The sequence below is a fragment of the Dorea sp. MB18-49 genome (assembly GCF_023669465.1).
In the GTDB taxonomy this organism is placed as follows: domain Bacteria; phylum Bacillota; class Clostridia; order Lachnospirales; family Lachnospiraceae; genus Dorea_A; species Dorea_A longicatena.
In genome coordinates this window covers 19,190-36,024 of sequence record NZ_JAMOYX010000010.1, presented here as the reverse complement: position 1 = coordinate 36,024, position 16,835 = coordinate 19,190, and the positions used below count along the sequence as shown (strand labels likewise).

Sequence of the window (16,835 nt, the reverse complement as noted above, 5' to 3'; positions counted from 1 at the left end):
GAAAGGAGTATGGATATGGAGAACGTAACATCAGTTTTGAAATCGGCAGACGGACCCACGAGTATCTTTGTTGCAGGAAAGACGCCGGAAATTATGGGGGCTTTGATCGCAACAGTTGTGGTAGGAGTAATCATAGCTTTGTTTGGACTGAAAATTGTAAGGGTGTTATCGGCACTTGTAGGACTGGCTGTGGGAGCAGTTATTGGAGCAACGGCAGGAGTGATTGCCGGCTTTGATATGACAAAAATGCTTGTGGCGGTTGCAGTGTGTGCGGTAATATTATGCGTTATGTGTGCGGCACTTCGCAAATTTGGAATCTTTATTATGACATTTTTCGGATCCTTCGGCACATTTGTTACGCTGCTTGAAACAAAGTCAGTGATAGTACTTGCTATTTGTGCGGTTATCGCTCTGATCGTTGCGATACTTACGGTAATTTTTGCTGAGTTTTTTGTTATATTTGTGACTGGCATCATGGGCGGTGTAGAGGCTGGAATGGCATTACCGTTTGTGTGTGGAATGACGAAGATTGGCTGGATCGGATATGTGATGAGTGCAGCAATCGCAGTGATCGGAATTGTAGTTCAGACGATGATGCAGTCCAGAAAGATTGGAAAGAAAGAAAAGATATTCTCAAAGAAGATCAAAGAACAGGTATCTATGGAGTCTGAGGTTGAAAAAGCAAGAATGCTTTTAGATGATGGAGAGCCGGAAGAAAGTATGGAAGCAGCCGGGGATAAAGAAAAAACGGATAATGCTGAAGATACAGATAAGGAAGAGACTGTGACAGAAATATTTGATCTGGATGATACGAAGCCAGATGAAGATAATCTGGACGACGATGAAGATGTTGTGACAGTTGAAAAAACGGATGAGCCGGAAGACGGATTTCTGGATGAAGATGATGTGGAGATTTTTGAAACAGATGATTCAGATGTTGTAGTTTTTCATTCTGACGATATTGATTAATGAAGAAAATCCGACACAGACAGTAATTTCTATATACGAATGTGATAAGAAAAACACCTGGTGCAGAAAATTAAAAACTGCATCAGGTATTTTTTATGCCGAAATATGCAATAGAAACTGTTACCTACAGGCAGGATGTATTATTTTGACAGATCAGATTAAGAAAGATATAAGAAAGCCGGGAAGCAGTTTCGTTGTAATTTAAGAGGGATGTGATATAATACTATTAAGAATAAAGTTAAGGAGGCTTACTTATGAAGATAGATATGCATTGCCATGTGCGGGAAGGCTCAGTGGACAGCCGGGTAAGCTTGGATGAATACATCACAACCTTGAAAGAAAAAGGATTTGACGGAATGCTGATCACGGATCATGACACTTATCATGGCTATCGTCACTGGAAATATCACATGAAAGGAAAGGTACATGAAGACTTCGTAGTTCTGAAGGGAATCGAATACGATACACTGGATGCAGGTCATATTATCTGTATCATGCCGGAAGGTGTTAAGATGCGTCTCCTGGAAGTGAAGGGACTTCCGGTGTCTGTGCTGATCGACTTTGTGCACAGACATGGTGGAATCTTAGGACCTGCACATCCATGCGGAGAAAAGTACCTGAGCTTTACGAATACCAGCAGATTCTATAAGTCACCGGAACTGATCAAGCGATTTGACTTTATAGAGGCTTTTAATGCATGTGAATCTGCAGAATCGAACGAAGGTGCAAGAAAGCTTGCGGAAAAATATAAAAAGCCGGGAATAGGGGGAAGCGATGCACACAGACCGGACTGCATCGGGACAGGCTATACGATTCTTCCGGAAAGAGTTACCTGTGAGACAGAGCTGATCGCATTGATACGGAGTAAAGCTGCGATTGAAGCAGGCGGAGTGCTCTATGGAAAGACGGCAAAAGACAAGATGGGACCGGCCCATAAAATTCTGACATATTCTTTCTGGTTCTATAACAAAGGTGGTGCGCTCCTTAAGAAACACAAAAGAACTCTGAAGGGAAAAATTGAAAATCCGGCTACTCCGATCGATCCGATTGAGATCCCATACCTGCATAATATCAAGAAACAGAAGTGAAAAATTATGCACTAAAATTTATAATTTCTTGCATGCCCTTTTTTACTGTGCTAAAATACAGTATAAAACTATGAGAAATCAAGGAGGTACAGGTTCGTTATGGGAATGACGATGACACAGAAGATACTGGCAGCTCATGCAGGTCTTGACAGCGTGACAGCCGGTCAGTTAATAGAAGCAAAGTTAGATGTAGTCATGGCAAATGACATCACAGGTCCTATGGCTCTGCCAATCTTCAGACAGATGGCAGACAAAGTATTTGACAAAGACAAGGTGGTACTGGTACCAGACCACTTTACACCGAATAAAGATATCAAATCAGCAGAGAACTCAAAATCGATCCGTGAATTTGCAAAGAATCAGGGACTTAGCTGGTATTTTGAACAGGGAAAATCAGGAGTAGAACATGCAATCCTTCCGGAGGCCGGAGTTGTTGCAGCAGGAGAATGTATCATTGGCGCAGATTCCCATACCTGTACATATGGTGCGTTGGGTGCATTCTCAACAGGTGTCGGAACAACCGATATTGCAACAGGTATGGCAATGGGAGAACTGTGGTTCAAAGTTCCGAGTGCGATCAAGTTCGTACTGACAGGAAAGCCTGGCAAATATGTAAGTGGTAAAGATATCATCATCCATATCATCGGTAAGATCGGTGTGGACGGAGCTCTTTACAAATCCATGGAATTTACCGGAGACGGAATCAAGAATCTTTCCATGGCAGACAGATTCACAATGGCAAACATGGCAATCGAAGCCGGAGCCAAGAACGGAATATTCCCGGTAGATGAAAAGACAGAAGAATACTTAAAAGAACATACAAAGAAAGAATATAAAGTGTACGAAGCAGATGAGGACGCAGAATATGAAAGTGTTGTAGAGATCGATCTTTCCGAAGTCCGTCCAACAGTAGCATTCCCGCATCTTCCGGGCAATGCGAAGACGATTGACGAGATCGAAGCAATGGAACCAATCAAGATCGATCAGGTCGTGATCGGATCCTGTACAAACGGAAGAATGGAAGATATGAGAAAAGCAGCTGCCATTCTTCAGGGACATACTGTTCATCCGGATGTACGTGTTATGGTCGTTCCGGCAACACAGAAGATCTACAAACAGTGTATCAGAGAAGGCCTTCTGGAAATCTTCGTAGACGCAGGATGTGCAGTCAACACACCAAGCTGTGGACCTTGTATGGGTGGACATATGGGTGTTATGGCAGCAGGAGAAAAATGTGTATCTACAACAAACCGCAATTTCGTAGGAAGAATGGGGCATGTAGATTCCTTGATTTATCTGGCATCACCGGAAGTAGCAGCAGCAAGTGCGATCGCAGGATATATCGCTAACCCAGAGAAAGTAGGTGACAAATAATGAAAGCTTTAGGACATGTTTTTAAATACGGAGATAACGTAGATACAGACGTAATCATTCCTGCAAGATATCTGAATTCATTCGATGCACAGGAACTTGCAAGCCATGCAATGGCAGATATCGACCCTGAATTTGTAAATAAAGTACAGCCTGGAGATATTATTGTTGCCAACAAGAACTTTGGATGCGGTTCTTCAAGAGAACATGCGCCATTATGTCTTAAGACAGCAGGTGTCAGCTGCGTTATCGCAGAGACGTTTGCAAGAATCTTCTATCGTAATGCGATCAATATCGGACTTCCGATCATTGAGTGTCCGGAAGCGGCAAAAGCAATCGAAGCAGGTGATGAAGTAGAGATCGACTTTGACAGCGGTAAGATTTACGACAGAACAAAAGGCACGGAATTCCAGGGACAGCCTTTCCCTGAATTCATGCAGAAACTGATCGCTGCAGGTGGACTTGTAAAATATACAAACAGCAAGAGAAAGTAATCATATAAGGAGAGCATTGGCATGGGTTTATATTACAAAAGTACAAGAAATTCGAATCTGAAAGTAACAGCATCTGAAGCAATTCTGAAGGGACTTGCCCCGGACGGAGGACTTTTTGTACCATCAGAACTTCCGAAACTGGATGTATCAATGTCGGATCTGAAAGGAAAGACATATCAGGAGATCGCATATCTCGTAATGAAACAGTTCCTGACAGATTTTACGGAAGAAGAACTGAAAAGCTGTATCGATAAAGCTTATGACAGCAAATTTGACACAGAAGAGATCGCACCGCTTGTAAAAGTAGATGATACTTATTATATGGAATTATTCCATGGTGCAACGATCGCGTTCAAAGATATGGCGTTATCTATTCTGCCACATCTGATGACGACTTCAGCAAAGAAGAATGATGTAAAGAATGAAATCGTAATCCTGACTGCCACATCCGGAGATACAGGAAAAGCTGCACTTGCCGGATTTGCAGATGTGGAAGGAACAAGGATCATCGTATTCTATCCTAAGAACGGAGTCAGCAAAGTGCAGGAACTTCAGATGGTGACACAGAGAGGCGAAAATGTAAATGTAGTAGCGATCCATGGCAATTTCGATAATGCCCAGAGTGGTGTAAAAGCCATGTTCGAGGATAAAGAACTTGCAGAAGAACTTGCGAAGAAAGGCTATCAGTTCTCATCAGCCAACTCGATCAATATCGGACGTCTGGTTCCACAGGTGGTATATTATGTCAATGCATATGCCAAACTTCTGGAAAATGAAGAGATTGAAGACGGTGAGAAGATCAATGTAGTAGTTCCGACCGGTAACTTTGGTAATATCCTGGCTGCATACTATGCAAAACAGATGGGAGTCCCAATCGATAAACTGGTATGTGCATCGAATGACAATAAAGTGTTATTTGACTTCTTCCAGACAGGTGATTATGACAGAAACCGTGAGTTTATCCTCACAACATCACCATCTATGGATATCCTGATTTCAAGCAACCTGGAACGTCTGCTTTATCGGATTAGCGGAGATGATGACCAGAAGACAAAAGATATGATGGAAGCATTAAAATCCACAGGAAAATATACAATTACAGAAGATATGAAGGCACGTCTTGATGATTTCGCAGCTGGATATGCGACAGAAGAAGAGTGTGCGCAGAATATCAAGAAAGTATATGATAAGACAGGGTATGTGATGGATACACATACAAGTGTAGCATCTTATGTGTGTGAATGTTATCAGAAGAACAGTGGAGACAATAGGAAATGCGTGATTGCATCAACAGCAAGTCCATATAAATTCGTGAAGAGTGTCATGAGTGCAATTGATCCGAAGTATGCAGATCAGGATGAGTTCAGTCTTCTGAAGGTTCTGGAAGAAACATCAGGACGTGAGATGCCGCAGGCGATCAAAGATATCCTGAATGCAAATATTCTGCATGATCTGGAATGTGATGCTGATAAGATGAAAGATACAGTGAAGAATATTCTGGAAGTATAGAACGTTTACAAAATGATAAATATATTTTCTGTATTGATAAAAATACATAAAATGCAAGATTTCGTGTGAAATCTTGCATTTTATGCTTTTAAAACAAAAAATAGAATAAAAAATAAAAGTTTTAGAGAAAGAACTTGCAAAAACACATTGTGAAAAGATTGTTAAAGTATTGACTTTTGCGTAGAAAAATGCAATAATAAAACAAATGCTGTTGTGGGAGAATATAACAAGACTAGAATTTATAAATATACAGCAGCAAATAAAAGAAAAGAGGTTAAATGAAGATGGCTAAAATCGATTTAAGCAAGTATGGCATTTCAGGAACGACAGAAATCGTACACAATCCTTCTTATGAATTATTATTTGAGGAAGAGACAAAACCAGAACTCGAAGGTTTTGAAAAAGGACAGGAAAGTGAACTTGGTGCAGTCAATGTAATGACAGGTATCTACACTGGACGTTCTCCAAAAGATAAGTTCATCGTAGTTGATGAGAATTCAAAAGATACTGTATGGTGGACATCTGATGAATATAAGAATGATAACCATCCTGCAACACAGGAAGCTTGGAAAGCAGTAAAAGATATTGCGATCAAAGAACTTTCTGACAAAAAACTTTATGTTGTAGATGCATTCTGCGGAGCAAACAAAGATACACGTATGGCAATCCGTTTCATCGTAGAAGTTGCATGGCAGGCTCATTTCGTAACAAATATGTTCATCAAACCTTCAGAAGAAGAGCTTGAAAACTTTGAGCCAGACTTCGTAGTATACAATGCTTCTAAAGCAAAAGTTGAAAATTACAAAGAATTAGGACTGAACTCAGAGACAGCAGTAATGTTCAACATCACAAGCAAAGAGCAGGTTATCGTGAATACATGGTACGGCGGAGAGATGAAGAAAGGTATGTTCTCTATGATGAACTACTTCCTCCCACTTAAGGGAATGGCTTCTATGCACTGCTCAGCTAACACAGACCTGAACGGAGAGAATACAGCGATCTTCTTCGGACTTTCAGGAACAGGAAAGACAACACTTTCTACAGATCCTAAGCGTCTCCTGATCGGTGATGATGAGCACGGATGGGATGACAACGGAGTATTCAACTTTGAAGGTGGATGCTACGCTAAGGTTATCAACCTTGACAAAGAATCTGAGCCAGATATCTACAACGCAATCAAACGTAACGCTCTTCTTGAGAACGTAACACTTGATGAGAATGGAAAGATTGATTTTGCAGATAAGAGTGTAACAGAGAATACACGTGTATCTTACCCAATCAATCATATTGAAAATATTGTACGTCCGGTATCTTCAGCACCTGCAGCTAAGAATGTAATCTTCCTTTCTGCTGATGCATTCGGAGTACTTCCTCCGGTATCTGTACTGACACCAGAACAGACACAGTACTACTTCCTGTCAGGATTTACAGCAAAACTTGCTGGTACAGAGCGTGGAATCACAGAACCTACACCAACATTCTCAGCTTGCTTCGGACAGGCATTCCTGGAACTGCATCCTACAAAATATGCAGAGGAACTTGTTAAGAAGATGGAGAAGAGCGGTGCAAAAGCTTATCTTGTTAACACAGGATGGAACGGAACAGGAAAACGTATCTCTATCAAAGATACTCGTGGAATCATCGATGCTATCCTGAACGGAGATATCAAGAATGCTCCAACAAAGACAATCCCATACTTCAACTTTGAAGTACCTACAGAACTTACAGGTGTTGATACAGGAATCCTTGATCCTCGTGACACATATGCAGATGCATCTGAGTGGGAAGAAAAGGCAAAAGATCTTGCTGCAAGATTCATCAAGAACTTTGCTAAATATGAAGGAAATGAAGCAGGTAAAGCTTTAGTTTCAGCAGGACCACAGTTATAAGATCCACTAATGAATCTGATTAAAATCGGATAATGTTATAGGGTTGTAAAATCCATGTAAATGGGTTATAATAAGTGCAGTGGAAACCTGGAATGTTCGACACTCCTGTAGTTTTGAACCTACAATACTTTAAACGGGAGTCTTACATCTCTGTAATATGTCAGGCCATCGATTTTGCAGTGGAAGGCAGAAAAGCAGATGCGGATACCCACCTAGCTGGGTGCTAGGAGTCAGAATACAGGAACCGGCATTTTGGGGAATATACAAAAGATAAAAGACAGTCGTTTTTACGGCTGTCTTTTTTCGGGTATAAAGGGCGGGAAGAAAGGAAAGAAAATTGCGGAGACGGAATAAAAAGCATTACAGTATCTATATAGCATGGATTTTACTGTTATTGTGTGTGATCGGAGGCTTGAAAGCAGGCATAGAAGAAAGTGCTGTGGGAAAAGAGCAAACGCATTCTGAAATATCTATTCAGAGCAGATGGGAAGAATTACTGAAATCTGTATCTGAAAAGAAAAATGATAAAAAGAAAGACCAGAAAAAATCAGAGAGTACGGAGGCAGCACAGAAAAATATCAGGATATTGCTCATGACCGATGGATATAAACAGATTGTACATAAAGAATTAAAGGTCAGTGCAACGGGAGGTCTTATAATAGAAAAAACTGGTACCAGGGAAGAGACTGCAGAAAATGAGAAAATAACGATCACAAAGGAAGATGTCGGATTTCAGAATGGAAAAATCAGAGTAACAGCAAAAGATGGGGGAGAGATGGTTGTCAGCAGCATCAGGAGAGGATATGGAAATCCTTCTTATGCCGGAATACTGGATCTTTATGCAACATCAGAAGGAATAGTAATTATCAATGAACTTCCGGTGGAAAGTTATCTATGCAAAGTTGTTCCCAGTGAAATGCCGGCATCCTATCAGAAAGAAGCCTTAAAGGCACAGGCAGTCTGCGCAAGAAATTACGCGGAACGCCAGATGGAAGACTATGCTTATCCGGAATATCAGGCGCATGTCAATGACAGCACAGATTATCAGGTATATAATAATTCGGCACAGCAGGATGCATCCACAGAAGCGGTAAGGGAAACTGCCGGCGAGGTGTTAAAATATAAAGGTAATATTGTAACAACGTATTATTATTCAACATCTTGCGGAAAGACAACAACCATGAAAGCCTGGGGAACGAGTGAAAATGAAAGTAATGGATATCTTCAGTCGGTAGAAGTAAAAGATAAGAATGGAGATTATGAAAAATCACTTCCATGGTACCGGTGGGAAGCTGATATAGATCAGGATATATTGAGTACACTTTTGGCGGAGAATGTAAAAAAGAATATCGGGACGGTACAGTCATTAGAAGTAACGAAAACAGGACCGGGAGGTGTCGCGCTGCAGATAAAAGCTGTCGGTGATAAGGGAAGTATTACAGTTGATACAGAGAATAAGATACGAAAGGCGCTGGGGGGAAATGGATATGAAATAAAGAAACAGGATGGTACGGTTGCCCAAAGTGGTACGCTGCTTCCAAGCGCATTTTTTAAAGTGAAAAAGGCTGGTAATATATTCAAAATCATAGGCGGCGGATACGGTCATGGCATTGGTATGAGCCAGAATGGAGCAAATGAAATGGCGAAAAAAGGGAAGAATTATCAGGAAATATTACAAATGTTCTATCCAGGAACAACAATTGAAAAATAAGTATAATCAATGAAAGAATAGTTGAGAAAAACACACCTGGAAACGGAATGATTTCTAATAGACAAACGAAAGAAAATCGGGTAGAATATAGAGACGAATATTTTGGGAGAAAAAGATGAAAAAAGTTAAGTTTCTATATGATAAAGTAATGGAAATAACCGGACAAGTCGGGAAAGATCATGTAGGTGCCTATGCTGCACAGGCAGCGTATTTCTTCATGCTCAGTCTGATTCCGATCATATTACTGTTGATCACACTGGTACAGTATACGCCGGTTACGAAGGCAGACGTTATGACGGCTGTCCTTCAGGTGTTTCCAAAATCAGTAGACAGCCTGATCACATCCATTGTGAATCAGGTATATAATCAGTCCGGCGGTATCATTTCACTGACCATTATCGTTGCACTCTGGTCAGCCGGGAAGGGTGTACTGGCACTGACGACAGGTCTGAATTGCGTTTACGACTGTAAGGAGACACGTAATTATATTATTTTAAGAATACGCGCAACGTTTTATACAGTTGCGTTTATTATTGTAATTATCTTTCTGCTGGTGTTATCAGTATTTGGTAATACATTGAATCTGTTTGTAACGGAACATTATCCGCTTATGGAACGCTTTGTGGATCAGATTATGCAGATACGTGGAATCATTACACCGGTATTGCTGTTTGTGTTTACAATGATGATCTATAAATTTTTGCCGAACCACATTGTACAGTTGAAAGTTCAGTTGATGGGTGCGGCATTTTCAGCAGTCGGATGGATGATCGTATCATGGATCTTCTCGGTCTATCTGGATATTTTTAAGGGATTTTCATCTATGTATGGAAGTTTGACGACAATTGTACTGATCATGCTGTGGCTGTACTTCTGTATGTATATTTTGCTGCTTGGCGGGGAAGTGAATGTGATCCTGCGGGATATGGAGCAGGAGTAGAATTTCTGACTTGACAACTTCTGTTCATGTGATACAATAATTAAGTATTATGAGATAAAGGCAATGACCGTGTAAGTAGTGAGCCATTTTCCGCTAGAGAGAGGGAATCGACAGGCTGAAAGTTCCCTTGGGTTCAGATGGTGAATGAATTTCCCGCGCGAGCTGTGTTCTTGAAATAAAAGTAGAGAATGCCGTATGATGCACGTTACGCAGTAATGAGTGTCCGCAAAAATATTTTGCGGGAATCAGGGTGGTACCACGGGTTATATGTCTCGTCCCTTTTGGGGCGGGGCTTTTTTTATGCCAAAGCATGCAAGAGAAGCTGCCAGTGGCAAGTTCTCTTGCATACCCAAAAGCATACGCTGACATAAAGATATGCGAAGAAAGGAAGAAAATGATGAAAGAAAAACTGCAGAACATCAAAGAGGAAGCATTGAAAGCAATTGAAGCTGCCGATATGCCTGAAAAACTGAATGATGTGCGTGTAAAGTTCCTTGGTAAAAAAGGTGAACTTACCGCTGTATTAAAAGGTATGAAAGACGTTGCACCGGAGGACAGACCGAAGGTTGGACAGATGGTAAATGAGACAAGAGCAGCGATCGAAGCTGTTCTGGAAGAAAATAAAGAAAAGATGGAAAAAGCAATCCGTGCAGAAAAGCTGAAAAAAGAAGTGATCGATGTAACACTTCCAGCTAAGAAAAACTGCGTCGGACACCGTCATCCGAATACAATCGCACTGGAAGAAGTAGAGCGTGTATTTACAGGTATGGGATACGAAGTCGTAGAAGGACCTGAGATCGAATATGATGAGTACAACTTCCGTAAACTGAACATCCCGGACGGACATCCGGCAAAGGATGAGCAGGACACATTCTATATTAATAAAGACATCGTGCTCAGGACACAGACATCTCCTGTACAGGCACGTATTATGGAGCAGGGCAAGCTTCCAATCTGTATCCTGTCACCGGGACGTGTATTCCGTTCAGACGAAGTAGATGCAACACATTCACCTTCTTTCCATCAGATCGAAGGACTGATCATCGACAAGAATATTTCATTTGCTGACTTAAAGGGAACACTGGAAGTATTTGCAAAAGAATTATTCGGAGAAGACACAAAGACAAAATTCAGACCACATCATTTCCCATTCACAGAGCCAAGTGCCGAGATGGATGTAAGCTGCTTCAAATGCGGTGGAAAAGGATGCCGTTTCTGTAAAGGATCCGGATGGATCGAGATCCTCGGATGTGGTATGGTACATCCACACGTACTGGAAATGTGCGGAATTGATCCGGAAGAATATACAGGATTCGCATTCGGTGTAGGACTGGAACGTATCGCACTTCTGAAGTACGAGATCGATGATATGAGACTGTTATACGAAAATGATATCAGATTCTTAAAACAGTTCTAGCGAGCACAAGTAATAATACGAAAAGGAGATTTATAAATGAATACTTCATTATCATGGATAAAAGCGTATGTTCCGGATCTTGATGTAACAGCTCAGGAATATACAGATGCAATGACTTTGTCTGGTACAAAAGTCGAAGGTTATGAGAAATTAGATGCAGATCTTGATAAGATCGTGATCGGACAGATCGACAAGATTGAGAAACACCCGGATGCAGATAAACTGATCATCTGCCAGGTAAATGTCGGAACAGAGACGATTCAGATCGTAACAGGCGCTCCGAATGTAAAAGAGGGAGACAAGGTACCGGTTGTATTAGCAGGCGGACGTGTAGCAGGCGGACATGAGCCTGGACAGCGTGTAGAAGGCGGAATCAAGATCAAAAAGGGAAAACTCCGTGGTGTTGAAAGTGATGGTATGATGTGTTCCATCGAAGAACTTGGCTCTAACAGAGAGATGTATCCGGAGGCTCCGGAATACGGAATCTATATTTTTGATGATGATGCCGTTGTAGGCGAGAGTGCGATCAAATCACTTGGCCTCGATGATGTCGTTGTAGAATATGAGATCACATCTAACCGTGTAGATTGCTTCAGTGTTGTAGGTATTGCAAGAGAGGCAGCAGCTACATTTAATAAAGCGTTTTATCCACCTGTTGTCACACCAACAGGAAATGATGAGAATGCAGCAGATTATATCAAAGTAACCGTTAAGAATCCGGAACTTTGCCCAAGATATTGTGCAAGAATCGTAAAGAACATTAAGATCGGACCATCTCCAAAATGGATGCAGAGACGTCTGGCTTCTGTAGGAATCCGCCCGATCAACAACCTGGTTGATATTACAAACTATGTAATGGAAGAATACGGACAGCCAATGCATGCATATGACCTTGATACGATCGAAGGAAAAGAAATTGTAGTGCGTACTGCAGAAAAAGGTGAGAAATTCACAACTCTTGACGGACAGGAAAGAGAGATGGATGAATCTGTACTGATGATCTGTGACGGTAAGAAATCCATCGGTATCGCAGGTATCATGGGTGGAGAAAACTCTATGATCACAGACGATGTTCAGACAATGTTATTCGAAGCAGCTTGCTTTGATGGAACCAACATCCGTAAATCAAGCAAGAAGATCGGACTTCGTACCGATGCATCCGGTAAATTCGAGAAGGGTCTGGATCCAAATAATGCAGAGGCAGCCATTGACCGTGCATGCCAGCTGATCGAAGAGATGGGAGCCGGTGAAGTTGTCGGAGGAATGGTTGATGTATACAGCAGGAAGAAAGAGCCTGTAAGAGTACCATTTGATGCGGAAAAGATCAACAAGCTGCTTGGAACAGACATTTCTAAAGAAGAAATGATCGGATACTTCAAGAAGATCGATCTGGAATTCGATGAAGAGACAAGCGAAGTCATCGCACCTACTTTCCGTCATGACTTATTCCGCATCGCCGACCTTGCGGAAGAGGTTGCAAGATTCTACGGATATGATAACATTCCGACCACACTTCCAAGTGGAGAAGCTACAACAGGAAAATTATCATTCAAGTTAAGAGTAGAGCAGGTTGCACGTGATATCGCTGAGTTCTGCGGATTCAGCCAGGGAATGACATATTCATTCGAAAGCCCGAAGGTATTTGACAAGCTTCTGCTTCCGGAAGATTCTGATCTTCGTAAGGCTATTCCGATCATGAACCCACTGGGAGAAGATTATAGTATCATGCGTACATCTTCTTTGAATGGTATGCTGACATCACTTGCAACAAACTATAACAGAAGAAATAAAGACGTAAAATTATACGAACTGGCTAACATTTATCTTCCAAAGGCACTTCCACTTACAGAACTGCCGGATGAAAGAGTACAGTTCACACTTGGTATGTATGGCGAAGGCGACTTCTTCACTATGAAGGGTGTCGTAGAAGAGTTCTTCGATAAAGTAGGACTTCATAAGAAAGAAAAATACGATCCGAATGCAGGAAAATCATTCCTTCACCCGGGACGTCAGGCAAACATCATTTATGATGGTGTAGTAGTCGGATATCTTGGAGAAGTACATCCGGAAGTTGCAGATAACTATGGAATCGGAACAAGAGCCTACATTGCAGTAATCGATATGCCAGAGATCGTAGCAAGAGCAACATTTGATCGTAAATATACAGGAATTGCAAAATTCCCTGCAGTGACACGTGACATCAGTATGGTAATGCCAAAAGAGATTCTGGTAGGACAGATTGAAGATGTGATCGAAAGCAAGGGCGGTGAATATCTGGAAAGCTATTCACTGTTCGATATTTACGAAGGTGCTCAGATTAAAACAGGATTCAAATCTGTTGCATATTCTATCGTATTCCGTGCAAAGGATAAGACTCTGGAAGATGCAGATGTATCTACAGCTATGGACCGTATCTTAAAGGCACTCGAGGGTATGGGAATCGAACTTCGTAAATAAAAAAACATTCATTCATATCAGATAAAAGCTCGGTAAAAAAGAGCAAGAGGATTACGTATGAAGAAAAAACAGATCATAGGTCTGGTAGTAGCGGCAGCACTGTTCGTTGGAGTCAGTGCTGCCAGCGTATTTACCAATACAATTTCAAAAAATCTGCTTCAGAACAGTGCCGATGATATAATTAATCTCGGAGGTTCGTATCAGTTTAATCCACCGTCTGAAGATTATATTGCAATCGTAAGAGTAGAAGGTACGATCCAGGAACAGAGTGGAAGCAGTGCACTGGAGGCATCCAGCGGATATCAGCATGATTCAACGATGAATTATATCGATGAATTGATGGATGATTCTAACAATAAAGGAATTCTTCTGTATGTAGATTCTCCGGGAGGAACTGTCTATGAATCCGAAGAACTGTATCAGAAACTGAAAGAATATAAAGAGACAACAAAACGTCCGATCTGGGATTATATGGCACATTATGCGGCATCCGGTGGATATATGGTGTCTATGGCATCGGATAAAATCTATGCAAATTCGAATACAACGACCGGTTCCATCGGTGTGATCATGTCAGGATATGATATGTCCGGGCTGTATAAAAAGCTTGGAATCCGTTATGTAAGTATCACGAGCGGAAAGAATAAGGACAGCAGCAAATTTACGGACGAGCAGATTGCTATTTATCAGGATCAGATCAATGAAGCTTATGAGGAATTCGTGAATATCGTGGCAGACGGCCGTGATATGTCAGTGGAGGATGTAAAGAAACTGGCAGACGGAAGAACTTATACTGCAAAGCAGGCGAAGAACAACGGTCTGATCGATGAGATCAGTCTGTATCCGGATATGAAAGATGCGATGAGCAAAAAACTTGGAACATCTACATTTTATGAGATGGAATCAGATGAAGGACTTTTGCAGTCGCTGTTTTCCAAAGCAGAATCATTAGTTCCGAAGTCAGAAGCGCAGGTTCTGACGGAAACCGCCAAAAGTGTAGAAAGCGGGGTGCTGATGTACTATGCAGAACAGTTACGATAATCAGGAGAAGTTAGCCAGACAGAACAGTTGCTGTGCCAGTGGGAATCTGGAGTATGCCGGGTTCTGGGTGCGGATGGCGGCTTATATGATCGACAGTGTGGTAGTATTTGCAGGCCTCCTGATCGTGCGGTTGATATTTGCAGGTATCTCACTGGCTGGCGGCGGTGCGATAACGGGAACGGATATCCTGTTTCATTATTCGTTGAAAGATATCGTACTGTATGCTCTGAAAGTGTTGTATTTTATTGCATTTACCTATCTGACAGGAACGACACTTGGAAAGAAAGCGATGAATCTCCGGGTAGTTTCAAAAAATCCGGAAGAGAAGCTGACACTGTTCAATGTGGTGTACCGCGAGACGGTTGGAAGATTCTTATGTAGCCTTCCGGTGAATATCGGTTATATTGTTGCAGGAATTGATTCGGAAAAACGTGGATTTCATGACCTGCTTTGTGATACCAGAGTGGTCTATCAGAAGAAGATAAAAGCATGGATGGCGCAACCGGGAACAGTTGTACCAGAATGTGAAAAGCCAAATGTAGAAGAGCAGAAACCGCAGACATCAGAGGGTGAGCTGTCAAAAACGCAGGAAAATGTCCAAATGAAAGAGTCTGGGATACGGGAATTGAAAAAAACAGAAAATACACAGAGTTCTGTAGTTGAGAAACTGGGAAAACCAGTGTATAATGGCTATCGTCTGGTAGAAAATAAATCAGAAAAAGAAATAGCTTCAAATGCAACTGTAAATGAAAACATATCAGAAAAAGATACGTAAAGAATAAAAGGGAAAGGAATTCATAATTATGAAACGTCAGGATTTTTATTATGAATTGCCGGAAGAACTGATTGCACAGGATCCGCTTGAGGATCGTTCGAGCTCCAGACTTCTTGTCCTTGACAAGGAGACCGGGGCTTTTTCCCATCATGTATTTAAAGAAATCACAGAGTATCTGCATGAGGGAGACTGTCTGGTAATCAATGATACAAAGGTTATTCCGGCAAGACTGATTGGTTCCAAAGTAGAGACCAATGCCAAAATCGAAGTATTATTATTGAAGAGAAAAGAAAATAACGTATGGGAGACGCTGGTAAAACCAGGTAAGAAAGCAAAAGTCGGAGCAAAGATCAGTTTCGGTGATGGTCTTCTGATGGGAGAAGTCATTGATGTGGTAGAAGAAGGAAACCGTCTGATCAAATTCGATTTCGACGGAATTTTTGAAGAAATCTTAGACCAGCTTGGCCAGATGCCGCTGCCTCCATATATCACACACCAGCTGGAGGATAAGAACCGTTACCAGACGGTATATGCAACTCACACAGGTTCGGCAGCAGCACCGACGGCAGGACTGCATTTTACACCGGAACTTCTGGAAGAGATTAAGGCAAAAGGTGTGGATATTGCGAGAGTTACACTTCATGTGGGGCTTGGAACATTCCGTCCGGTAAAAGTGGATGAGATTACCGAGCATCATATGCATTCGGAATTCTTCATGATCGATGAAGAAGCGGCTGAGAAGATCAATCGTGCAAAAGAGACGGGACACCGTGTTATCTGCGTCGGAACGACAAGCTGCAGAACGGTAGAATCGGCAGCAGATGAGAATGGACATCTGGAAGCGAAGAGTGGATGGACACAGATATTCATCTATCCGGGCTATAAATTCAAAGTACTGGATTGTCTGATCACGAACTTTCATCTTCCAGAATCTACATTAATCATGCTGGTATCTGCGCTTGCAGGACGGGAGCACGTGCTTGCGGCTTATGAAGAGGCTGTGAAGGAGAGGTACCGGTTCTTTTCATTTGGGGATGCGATGTTTATTCAGTAGAGTTGCTATTTAATGCATTAAGCGTCTGATACCCGGCCGGAAGAAAAGGAAGAGAGTCCGCGATAATTAATTAAATAGAAAAAAGCCACACATATTTATACTCTTTTGCATACCATAAAT

The 16,835-nt window shown here is 41.7% G+C and carries 13 protein-coding genes, 1 other RNA gene and 1 other annotated feature; all 14 genes read left to right on the top strand.

Annotation, left to right across the window (positions count from 1 at the left end; translation table 11 throughout):
- Positions 1-15: 15 nt before the first annotated feature.
- The 14 genes from NCY30_RS04985 to queA all read left to right on the top strand — a co-directional run bounded on the left by NCY30_RS04985 (position 16) and on the right by queA (position 16,715).
- The gene (locus tag NCY30_RS04985) at positions 16-969 is read left to right on the top strand and encodes a TMEM198/TM7SF3 family protein (RefSeq protein ID WP_161159090.1); all 954 of its coding nucleotides are present in this window, start codon (positions 16-18) and stop codon (positions 967-969) included.
- A 254-nt stretch (positions 970-1,223) separates the two neighbouring features.
- Entirely contained in the window at positions 1,224-2,057 is an 834-nt protein-coding gene (locus NCY30_RS04980; RefSeq protein WP_006426307.1) for a PHP domain-containing protein, read from the top strand.
- 99 nt (positions 2,058-2,156) lie between these two features.
- Entirely contained in the window at positions 2,157-3,431 is a 1,275-nt protein-coding gene (gene leuC / locus NCY30_RS04975; protein WP_055181251.1) for a 3-isopropylmalate dehydratase large subunit, read from the top strand.
- Positions 3,431-3,922, top strand: coding sequence for a 3-isopropylmalate dehydratase small subunit (locus NCY30_RS04970; RefSeq protein WP_022416216.1), 492 nt, complete (start codon positions 3,431-3,433; stop codon positions 3,920-3,922). The genes leuC and NCY30_RS04970 overlap by 1 nt, the downstream gene beginning before the upstream one ends.
- A gap of 21 nt (positions 3,923-3,943) precedes the next feature.
- The gene (thrC, locus tag NCY30_RS04965; protein WP_055194790.1) at positions 3,944-5,431 is read left to right on the top strand and encodes a threonine synthase; all 1,488 of its coding nucleotides are present in this window, start codon (positions 3,944-3,946) and stop codon (positions 5,429-5,431) included.
- Positions 5,432-5,715: 284 nt separating this feature from the next.
- Complete coding sequence (gene pckA, locus NCY30_RS04960; protein WP_022416218.1) at positions 5,716-7,320, top strand: phosphoenolpyruvate carboxykinase (ATP); 1,605 nt, start codon at positions 5,716-5,718, stop codon at positions 7,318-7,320.
- An 81-nt stretch (positions 7,321-7,401) separates the two neighbouring features.
- Positions 7,402-7,583: non-coding RNA, 6S RNA (gene ssrS / locus NCY30_RS04955), on the top strand.
- Between the two features lie 74 nt (positions 7,584-7,657).
- Positions 7,658-9,031 carry a SpoIID/LytB domain-containing protein gene (locus NCY30_RS04950; RefSeq protein WP_237998360.1) on the top strand — a complete coding sequence of 458 codons (1,374 nt, stop codon included), beginning with the start codon at positions 7,658-7,660 and terminating at the stop codon, positions 9,029-9,031.
- Positions 9,032-9,146: 115 nt separating this feature from the next.
- Complete coding sequence (locus tag NCY30_RS04945; protein WP_022416220.1) at positions 9,147-9,971, top strand: YihY/virulence factor BrkB family protein; 825 nt, start codon at positions 9,147-9,149, stop codon at positions 9,969-9,971.
- 54 nt (positions 9,972-10,025) lie between these two features.
- Positions 10,026-10,254, top strand: a binding site (T-box leader).
- A 114-nt stretch (positions 10,255-10,368) separates the two neighbouring features.
- The gene (gene pheS / locus NCY30_RS04940) at positions 10,369-11,388 is read left to right on the top strand and encodes a phenylalanine--tRNA ligase subunit alpha (protein ID WP_044919403.1); all 1,020 of its coding nucleotides are present in this window, start codon (positions 10,369-10,371) and stop codon (positions 11,386-11,388) included.
- A gap of 36 nt (positions 11,389-11,424) precedes the next feature.
- Entirely contained in the window at positions 11,425-13,845 is a 2,421-nt protein-coding gene (pheT, locus tag NCY30_RS04935) for a phenylalanine--tRNA ligase subunit beta (RefSeq protein ID WP_055181244.1), read from the top strand.
- Between the two features lie 57 nt (positions 13,846-13,902).
- Complete coding sequence (gene sppA, locus NCY30_RS04930; protein ID WP_250818529.1) at positions 13,903-14,886, top strand: signal peptide peptidase SppA; 984 nt, start codon at positions 13,903-13,905, stop codon at positions 14,884-14,886.
- Positions 14,867-15,661, top strand: a complete 795-nt coding sequence (locus NCY30_RS04925) for an RDD family protein (protein ID WP_055181239.1) — start codon at positions 14,867-14,869, stop codon at positions 15,659-15,661. The genes sppA and NCY30_RS04925 overlap by 20 nt, the downstream gene beginning before the upstream one ends.
- Before the next feature lie 28 nt (positions 15,662-15,689).
- On the top strand, positions 15,690-16,715 hold the full coding sequence (queA, locus tag NCY30_RS04920) for a tRNA preQ1(34) S-adenosylmethionine ribosyltransferase-isomerase QueA (protein WP_022416223.1): 1,026 nt from the start codon (positions 15,690-15,692) through the stop codon (positions 16,713-16,715).
- Positions 16,716-16,835: the final 120 nt, after the last annotated feature.

Excerpts from the sequence above, each read along its gene's own strand:
- NCY30_RS04985 (WP_161159090.1), top strand. The coding sequence starts at position 16 with ATGGAGAACGTAACATCAGTTTTGAAATCGGCAGACGGACCCACGAGT.
- NCY30_RS04980 (WP_006426307.1), top strand. The coding sequence starts at position 1,224 with ATGAAGATAGATATGCATTGCCATGTGCGGGAAGGCTCAGTGGACAGC.
- leuC (WP_055181251.1), top strand. The coding sequence starts at position 2,157 with ATGGGAATGACGATGACACAGAAGATACTGGCAGCTCATGCAGGTCTT.
- NCY30_RS04970 (WP_022416216.1), top strand. The coding sequence starts at position 3,431 with ATGAAAGCTTTAGGACATGTTTTTAAATACGGAGATAACGTAGATACA.
- thrC (WP_055194790.1), top strand. The coding sequence starts at position 3,944 with ATGGGTTTATATTACAAAAGTACAAGAAATTCGAATCTGAAAGTAACA.
- pckA (WP_022416218.1), top strand. The coding sequence starts at position 5,716 with ATGGCTAAAATCGATTTAAGCAAGTATGGCATTTCAGGAACGACAGAA.
- NCY30_RS04945 (WP_022416220.1), top strand. The coding sequence starts at position 9,147 with ATGAAAAAAGTTAAGTTTCTATATGATAAAGTAATGGAAATAACCGGA.
- pheS (WP_044919403.1), top strand. The coding sequence starts at position 10,369 with ATGAAAGAAAAACTGCAGAACATCAAAGAGGAAGCATTGAAAGCAATT.
- pheT (WP_055181244.1), top strand. The coding sequence starts at position 11,425 with ATGAATACTTCATTATCATGGATAAAAGCGTATGTTCCGGATCTTGAT.
- sppA (WP_250818529.1), top strand. The coding sequence starts at position 13,903 with ATGAAGAAAAAACAGATCATAGGTCTGGTAGTAGCGGCAGCACTGTTC.
- NCY30_RS04925 (WP_055181239.1), top strand. The coding sequence starts at position 14,867 with ATGCAGAACAGTTACGATAATCAGGAGAAGTTAGCCAGACAGAACAGT.
- queA (WP_022416223.1), top strand. The coding sequence starts at position 15,690 with ATGAAACGTCAGGATTTTTATTATGAATTGCCGGAAGAACTGATTGCA.